We start from the raw sequence: 7,526 nt of genomic DNA, 5'->3' as shown, positions 1-7,526 counted from the left end.
TTTTTTTTTTTTCTTTTTTTTTGGGGGGGGGGGGGGGGGGGGGGGGGGGGGGGGGGGGGGGGGCGGGCGGGCCCCCCCCCCCCCCCCCCCACCACCGGCTTCGGTGATCACACGGTTCGGGTGGGACGAGGGCGATGCCGGACACACATCTGCGGGAACTCGGCCCGGAAGACCCTGACACGGTCGGCGGCTACCGGCTGGCCGGCGTCCTGGGCGCCGGGGGCATGGGCAAGGTCTACCTGGCCCACACCCCGGGGGCCGCCCGGTGGCCGTCAAGGTGATCCGGCCGGAGTTCGGCGAGGACGCCGAGTTCCGCAGCCGGTTCGAGCGGGAGGTCCGGTCCGCCCAGCGTGTGGACGGCCTCTGCACGGCGCCCGTGATCGACTTCGACATCCGGGGCGCTCAGCCCTGGCTCGCCACCGCGTACGTTCCGGGTCCCTCCCTCGGGCAGGTGGTGGCGGAGCACGGCGCCCTCCCGCTGCGCAGCGTCCTCCTGCTCACCGTCGGCATCGCCGAAGCCCTGACCGTCATCCACGCCGCCGGCATTGTGCACCGCGACCTCAAACCCGCCAACGTGCTCCTCGCCGCCGACGGACCTCGTGTCATCGACTTCGGGATCGCGCACGCCGCGGACGCCTCGGCTCTGACCCGTACGGGCGTCAGCGTGGGCACGCCCGCGTTCATGGCGCCCGAGCAGGCGTCCGGCCGGCCCGTGACCGCCGCCACCGACGTCTTCGCGCTCGGTCAGGTCGCCGCCTACGCCTCGACCGGTTCGCCCGCCTACGGTGAGGGCGCCACGCACGCGATCCTCTACCGCATCGTGCACGAGGACCCCGACCTCGACGCCGTACCGGACGTGCTGCGTCCCCTGCTGACGGCCTGCCTCGCACGCGATCCCGCCGCCCGGCCCGCGCCGGCGGAGGTGATGGCCCTTTGCCACGCCCTGGCCGCGGAACCGCTTCGGCAGACCGAGGACTGGCTGCCCCGGCCGGTCACCCGCGTCATCGCGGCCCGCCGGCACGCGCACGGTCCGGCCGCCCTCGCGGACGGGGACCCGCCCGCGTACTCGCCCACCCATGTGTCCCCGCCCCCGCCCCCTCGGCCCGGCACGGTAGCCGCCCAGGGCCGGTCCGGCACGGGCCCGGAGGACGCCGAGACCCGCAGCGCGCCGCCGCAGACAGGTGCCGCGTCCGCCCCCGGTCATCACCCCCCGCCTGCTCCCGGCCCCGCCCCGCACCTCGCACCGCCCCACCACTCCCGGCAGCCCATGCCTCTCATGCCTCCCGTGCCGGGCGGCAGACGCACCGGTGCGGTCGTCGCCCTGGCCGTCGCCGCCGTCCTGGCCATCGGGGTCGGTTACGCGTTGCTGCCCGACGGCTCCTCCGGCGACCACCGGTCAGGCTCCCAGGGGAGCCCGACCAACGGCGCGGCCTCCGGCGGCGAACCGCGAAGCGACCCCGAACCGTCGGCCTACCGGGCGGTTTCCATCCCGGCGAACCACTACGTCATGCTCGCCGACGACCCGCCCCGCCCACTCGACGCGGAGTCCGACGAAGCCGACCTCGCCTTCGAACCCCGTACCCTCAACGTGACCGAGCGCGACCAGATCCGTACGCGCAACGGGCAGTTGGTGCTCCTGGCCGGCGCGCAGAAGGGCTCCCTGGGCGTCTGCCGGGCCCAGACCCGCTACACACGGGAGATCGACCTCGACCAGGTCACCGAAGGGGCGCAGATCTGCGTGCTCAGCGACGCCGGGCACATCGCCGTCGCCACCTACCGGGGCCGCTCCGCACCGAGCGAGCCCAGCGCGTACATCGACTTCGACCTCACCGTCTGGCGCAACGCCGAGGAGCCCCGCGAAGGCCGGTAGGGAGAGCACCGAAGGCGTCGGCGACCTTGCAGAGATACTCCGTGTCACTGCTCAGGTCCTGCCCTCCGGCCGTCTCGGCTCCGTCGAACCGGGGTGGCCCTCCGGCCGCTCTCGCGCGCAGGGCGAGCGAAATCCCCAGAGCCTCACGTCCGTACTCGTCCGCCTGGGCGGGGACTTCCGCCAGGTCGGGCCGGTACGGCCGGATCGCCAGCAGACCGTCCCGGATCTCGATGACCCGCCGGTACAGGCGCAGCGGGGTCGGGAAGCCGACCACGGCCGTGAAGCGTCCGGGAGGTTCGAGCGCGATCGAGGGTTCGGCCTCGAACAGGGCGGTCCACAGCGGTGTGAGGCGGCGGTATCTCCGGTACAGCCGGAGCCATTTGACCAGTGCGGGGACCGCGACCCCGCAGAGCACCAGTACGTGGGCGGTCGTCGGCAGCGCCTTGCTCAGCAGGAACGTCCGCCCGAGAGGAAAGTCGAACGGCACCCTGGCCGTCATCGCCACCGTGGTGCGCACGGCCATGTAGCCCACCGCCGCACAGCAGCCGGCGACGATCAGACGGAGCCCGAGGCGCAGGGCCCGGTCCGCGGCCGCGTCCAGTTCCCTCAGACAGAGCAGGGCGACGAGGACGAGTTCGGGGACGAGGGCCACCGCGTAGGCGACGCAGTACTCCATGACCCAGGGTGACTGCGGGCGCAGGTCCGGAGTGAGCGCGAACAGCAACGCCATGAGGCTTCCGGAGGCGGCTGCCCAGACCAGACTCACCCGGGCCGCTCGCGCACGTCCGCGCAGCCGCAGGAGGGTGTCGGATCCCGCCGAGGCCGCGACGAGCATCGCGAGATGGCCCGCCAGCCTCTCGACGCCCCCCAGGCCCACCACCTGCATGAGATGGACGACGGCGGGCGTGAGGAGCGTCTGCGACACGGCAAGGCCGAGGACACACAGCCGCACGGACCGCCGCCCCGGCGTGGGGCCGGGCCGCAGCCACAGCAGCGCTCCCCAGGCGAGCAGCGTCGGCCCGTAGCGACGTAACACCTCAGCCGTCACGGGCCCCGCCCTCGAGTGCGGTCCTCAGCCGGCTGTCGGCGGACGGGTCACGTTCCGCGGGCCGCACCCGCTGGCCCAGCAGCGAGCCGAGGTACTCCGCCTCCCGCTCCTCCACGCTGGAGTAGCCGGTACGGCCAAGGACCCGGCGGATCAGGGACGGGTCGAGGCGCGGCAGCAGGAACTGCGCCTGTTCCGCCGCGTCGAGGGTGGGCGGGAAGTGGTCGCAGAGCACGTGCCCGATCTCGTGCAGCACGATGTGGTCCTGATGGGGTGCACTCGTGTGCTTCTCGAAGGCGATGATGTCGGCGCTGTCGGTCGCGATCCACAGTCCGCAGACGTCGTGCAGGTCGGGTATCGCCATCAGGTGCAGCGGACGGCCACGGGACCTGCTGAGCGCGGCGCACAGCGCCCCCAGATCGAAGGCGGCGGGCAGACCGAGTTCGCGCAGCACGACGGCACACCGCTGACGCAGCGCGCGCCGGCGGATCTGCATCAGTTCTCTTCCTCGGCGGACGGGCCGGGCAGGCCTTCGAGTTCGCGGACGTGGTCGACCATGTCCTTGATCGCGTCGAGACTCCGCTCCGACAACCCGCGGGCCCGCAAGGCGATCTGCCGCACCGACGCGTCCCGTAGCGCCGCGAGCAGGGCGAGCTCCGCATCGATGCGCTCGGCCTCCGCGTCGTCGAAGAAGTAGGCGGGCGGAATGTCGAAGAAGTCCGCCAGGGCTTCCAGATGGCGCTTCGTCGGGTTGTCACGCAGTCCCTTGCGCAACTGCCAGAGATAGGTGGCCGAGATCGTGGCTCCGCCCCGCTCCTTGATGGCGGCGGCCACCTCTTCGAAGGTGTACTCGTCCCCGTCCGGCGACCGCCTGACCGTGCTGAAGAGACGATCCACCTTCGCCGCCAGCGAGCCCCTCACGTCTCCGTCCGCCATACCGTCATCCTACCGTTGACACCCGCTGCAGAGTCGGCCTCCGAGCGGGCCGAAACCCTCGGCGGCCCCCCGAAGCAGGTGCCGACCCGTCTCCGCGGTGCACGGCCTAAGGTGTGTCCGGCGGATCACGCTGGGATCGGAACGGTGAAGCAGGTCGTCTTACTACGATCGTGGGATGTTTGAGTACCACGGGTGGATCACGGTCAGAGAGACGGCAGCGGATGAGGACGATGAGCCCCGGCTGCAGCAGATCGTCGATGGGCTTCGCCTTCGCATTGCCCGGATGGACAGCCCGTACTTGCTCGATCTCAGGTGGATGAACGGCGAGCCGTTCATCCATCTCGGCGGTTCTTCCAATCACCGCTCTTCGCCTGACGTTGAGGAGTTGTTCGAGCATGTGGCGGTGGTCGCCCCTGGTTCCTACGGGCTCCTCCACGTTCGCGATGACGAGGAACCGGGTCACGAGAACGAGGTGCGCGTGCTGAGGCTCGTCCGAGGGATGGTCACTCAGCACACGGAGGCACTGCTGTCCCCGTGCATCCCGACGGTGGAAAATCCCTTCCCAGGCTGAGGCGTCGGCGGCGCATCACGCTCGGAGCCAGAGCCGGATTACGGCTACCGTGATGGTGCCGTGGAAGACGTAAGCCCGTTTGTCGAAGCGGGTTGCGACGGCGCGGAAGCTCTTTAGGCGGTTAATCGACCGCTCGACCTCGTTGCGGCGCTTGTACTGCTCCTTGTCGAAGCCGACTGGGCGGCCGCCTTTGCCACCTCGGCGCCGACGATTGGCTCTCTGGTCTCTCGGCTCGGCAATGGTGTGCTTGATGCCGCGCCTGCGCAGGTAACGGCGGTTGCTGCGGGACGAATACGCCTTGTCCGCGCTGAGCCGGTCCGGCGTGGTGCGCGGCCGTCCCTCCCCGGTGCGGGGCACGCGGATGCGTTCGAGGACCGGGATCATCTGCGGTGCGTCGCCCCACTGGCCGGGGGTGACCAGCAGGGCGAGGGGTCTGCAGCCGCCGTCGCTCGCGAGGTGGATCTTGCTTGTCAGCCCGCCCCGGGACCTTCCGAGCCCTTCGTCGGGGCGGTGCCGCCGGGGCGTCGAACTTTTTTCGGTGTACGGGGAGCCTTTTTGCGGGCGCCGGCAGCGTGCTGGTGAGCACGACAGGACGTCGAGTCGACGCCCACCATGCTCCAGTCGATCCGGCCCGTCGCGTCGGCGTCAGTCTGGACGGCCTGGAGGATCAGCTCCCAGGTCCCGTCGGCAGACTAGCGCCGATGCCGTTCATAGACCGTGTTCCACCTGCCGAAACGCTCCGGAAGGTCCCGCCACGGGATCCCCGTCCGCTCCCGGAACAGAACCCCGTTGATCACCTTCCGGTGACCGGCCCACCGCCCACCACGCCGCCCGCTCACCGGTAGGTGCGGCTTCAGACGGTGCCACTCCTCATTCGTCAGATCACCACGGCCCACGACCAACCACACGACTATGAACACCAGAACACTCATGATCCACCGGACACGCCCTAGGTAGGTACGGGGTCGTCAACAGAGTCGTCGCCATACGCGCTCGCCGCAGTGAGGCGCTGGACGAATGAGCGGAAGTCACCGGCCAAGACGACCTCCCTGTCGAGGTCGGTCTCGAACCATGTGACTGAGGGTTCGCCATCCTGCCCGCAGACGCGGTAATCGAGCCCAATCCAGCAGTGCCCATCGCCGGAGAGCAGCACGAGTGGCGCTGGCATACCCCACTCGTCGATCAAGTACGGGGTGTCGAGCAACGAGGTCATCCCGGCGCGCCGCCCGATGCCCATCAGGTGGTCGAAGGGAATGTGGTCGTTGCTCCACGAGGTCGGCTGGCTGGTGGGGAACGCATCGTGATCAGTAGCCACAATGCCGCCGTTCTGGACCCGCAAGAGGTCAAGCAGGGCCGCGGGCAGCCTCACACCGAGCACACGCTCGGCTTCTCGCACCATCTCGTCCGTAAGGGGCGGCTGGACACCGTAATCACCATCACCCCGGAACGTCGCCATGACCTCATCGAATCGCCCCATGACACGCAGCCTACGGCGCAGCTGCACCGACCTCAGCAGCAAGATCATTTCTTAGTCCGGAAAAGCTCCGCGACGGTGGCCGACGCGCTCGCCGCCGTCCTGTCCGGCGACACCGAGACCGCCGCCGCGTACCGGGTCGCCGACCTGGCCGTCGACGTCCACCACCGCGACATCGCCAAGGACGTCGTGCACCGCTGAACACCCACCCCGTCCCGCACTACCAGGAGGAGAGCCCGGTGACCACCGAGCCCGAGCACACCGACCCCGTCCCCGACCTCACCATCCCGCTGTCCACCGCCGACGCCAAGGCGCTGGGCGACGACGTCGGGCAGCTCGCCATGCGGTTCGGTGCCGTCCTGCACGGCCTCGCGCAGCTGCGCGCCGGCGGGGCGAGCACCGAGGACCTCGCGACCACCGTGCTGATGTCCAACGGGCTGATCAACCGGCTGGAGGGCATCCGGGACGCAGCCGTGCGTCAGCACGTCGCGCAGGGCGGCTCGTACGGTGCGCTGGCGACTTCCGTGAGCGTCACCCGGGCTACCGCGCAGTCCCGCCGCGACACCCTGCTGAAGAAGGAGCCGAGCGAGATGGAGCAGTGGGCCACCCACGGCGACTGACCGCCGCGCAAGAGGCAGGCGGCCGGTAGCAGCACGGCTCCGCTGCTCGTGCAGCACCCGGCCTGCTGCACGAGCAGCACCCGTGTGCCGCCCGGCCGCCAGCCTCGCCGTGCATCACCCGCCGACCGCCGTGCAGCAGACACAGCAGCGCCCCGGACCGTCGTGGTCCGAGGCGCTGCTGCACGTGCTGCTCAGGCTTCGACGTACGCCACGATCGTGATGGTTATCTGCGGTCCTGATCTGGCCCTTGGTGTGCTGACCGAACTAACCGATGGGTTATTGCAGGTCAGTCCTGCGGGCGGCGGGCCAGCAAGTGTGTGTCCAGGAAGCCGCGCTCGGACGCTGGGTCGTGGAGCAATCGGGCCACGGTGACGAGTCCGGCCTCGGCCAGCAACCCGGCAAACTGCTGCGCCGGCCAGCTGTAGGCGGGCGCCACCTTGTGATCGAAACGGACCGGCTCCGGCCCCTCGGTGCCGAAGAAGGACACCAGGAGCAGGCCCCCTGGTGCCAGGACACGCACCTGTTCAGCGAGTAGCGCGGGAAGTTCTTCAGGCGGGGTATGGATCATCGAGTAGTGGGCCAGCACTCCACCGAGCGCGCCGTCCTTAACTGGCAGGGCTTCCATTCGCGCTTCGTCGAACCGCAGCGCCGGCTGGGCCCGCCGAGCGTGGTCGACCATGGCCGGGGAGAGGTCGATACCGAAGGCGTCCAGCCCCAAGTCGTGCAGCATGGCCGTCAGATGGCCGGGCCCGCACCCGACATCGGCCACCCGCACGTTCCCTGTGTCACGCACGAGCTCGGCGAAGGTGGCGATCATGTTCCGGGCGAACGGCCGCGTCTCCAACCGACTGGTGAACATCGACGCATAGAGCTCGACGACCCCGTCGTAGGCCGCCCTGGTCTCATCCTGGTGTTCTACTGATCTATTCGGGGTGTTGTCGGAGGGGCTGACGGGTGGTGATCCCTGCGGTAGGCCGGTGGTATGAGGTATGCGCAGGGCGGTGGACTGA

General features: G+C 70.0%; 10 protein-coding genes and 1 pseudogene. 5 read left to right on the top strand and 6 right to left on the bottom strand.

Annotation, left to right across the window (positions count from 1 at the left end; translation table 11 throughout):
* Positions 1-134: 134 nt before the first annotated feature.
* Both ACFYXC_RS37730 and ACFYXC_RS37725 read left to right on the top strand, forming a co-directional pair.
* Positions 135-281: a hypothetical protein gene (locus tag ACFYXC_RS37730; protein ID WP_389557188.1), complete on the top strand. Its 147-nt coding sequence runs from the start codon at positions 135-137 to the stop codon at positions 279-281.
* Entirely contained in the window at positions 266-1,870 is a 1,605-nt protein-coding gene (locus ACFYXC_RS37725) for a protein kinase (protein WP_389557186.1), read from the top strand. Before ACFYXC_RS37730 ends, ACFYXC_RS37725 begins: the two co-directional genes overlap by 16 nt.
* On the opposite strand, the gene ACFYXC_RS37720 is transcribed toward ACFYXC_RS37725, so the two are convergent.
* The 3 genes from ACFYXC_RS37720 to ACFYXC_RS37710 are packed head-to-tail and all read right to left on the bottom strand — an operon-like array spanning position 1,827 to position 3,851.
* Complete coding sequence (locus tag ACFYXC_RS37720) at positions 1,827-2,918, bottom strand: MAB_1171c family putative transporter (protein ID WP_389557185.1); 1,092 nt, start codon at positions 2,916-2,918, stop codon at positions 1,827-1,829. The genes ACFYXC_RS37725 and ACFYXC_RS37720 overlap by 44 nt on opposite strands.
* A complete protein-coding gene (locus ACFYXC_RS37715; protein WP_389557183.1) occupies positions 2,908-3,411 on the bottom strand; it encodes a regulator component in 504 nt (167 codons plus the stop codon). Before ACFYXC_RS37715 ends, ACFYXC_RS37720 begins: the two co-directional genes overlap by 11 nt.
* Positions 3,411-3,851 carry a helix-turn-helix domain-containing protein gene (locus tag ACFYXC_RS37710; protein ID WP_389557182.1) on the bottom strand — a complete coding sequence of 147 codons (441 nt, stop codon included), beginning with the start codon at positions 3,849-3,851 and terminating at the stop codon, positions 3,411-3,413. Before ACFYXC_RS37710 ends, ACFYXC_RS37715 begins: the two co-directional genes overlap by 1 nt.
* A gap of 175 nt (positions 3,852-4,026) precedes the next feature.
* Here ACFYXC_RS37710 and ACFYXC_RS37705 point away from each other — a divergent pair, with 175 nt between their 5' ends.
* Positions 4,027-4,422 (top strand): Imm7 family immunity protein, encoded by a 396-nt coding sequence (locus ACFYXC_RS37705; RefSeq protein WP_389557180.1) that lies wholly within the window; start codon positions 4,027-4,029, stop codon positions 4,420-4,422.
* A 15-nt stretch (positions 4,423-4,437) separates the two neighbouring features.
* On the opposite strand, the pseudogene ACFYXC_RS37700 reads toward ACFYXC_RS37705, so the two are convergent.
* Both ACFYXC_RS37700 and ACFYXC_RS37695 read right to left on the bottom strand, forming a co-directional pair.
* Positions 4,438-5,318: pseudogene (locus ACFYXC_RS37700) on the bottom strand (IS5 family transposase).
* Positions 5,319-5,371: 53 nt separating this feature from the next.
* Positions 5,372-5,899 (bottom strand): SMI1/KNR4 family protein, encoded by a 528-nt coding sequence (locus ACFYXC_RS37695; protein ID WP_389557179.1) that lies wholly within the window; start codon positions 5,897-5,899, stop codon positions 5,372-5,374.
* 75 nt (positions 5,900-5,974) lie between these two features.
* On the opposite strand from ACFYXC_RS37695, the gene ACFYXC_RS37690 reads away from it, so the two are divergent.
* Complete coding sequence (locus ACFYXC_RS37690) at positions 5,975-6,097, top strand: hypothetical protein (RefSeq protein ID WP_389557178.1); 123 nt, start codon at positions 5,975-5,977, stop codon at positions 6,095-6,097.
* Positions 6,098-6,135: 38 nt separating this feature from the next.
* Entirely contained in the window at positions 6,136-6,516 is a 381-nt protein-coding gene (locus ACFYXC_RS37685) for a hypothetical protein (protein ID WP_389557176.1), read from the top strand.
* 286 nt (positions 6,517-6,802) lie between these two features.
* Here ACFYXC_RS37685 and ACFYXC_RS37680 read toward each other — a convergent pair whose 3' ends face one another.
* Entirely contained in the window at positions 6,803-7,507 is a 705-nt protein-coding gene (locus ACFYXC_RS37680; RefSeq protein ID WP_389557241.1) for a class I SAM-dependent methyltransferase, read from the bottom strand.
* Between the last annotated feature and the right edge of the window lie 19 nt (positions 7,508-7,526).

The sequence above is a fragment of the Streptomyces sp. NPDC002701 genome, from assembly GCF_042889045.1.
Lineage (GTDB): Bacteria > Actinomycetota > Actinomycetes > Streptomycetales > Streptomycetaceae > Streptomyces.
This window is presented reverse-complemented; position numbering and strand designations above follow the sequence as displayed.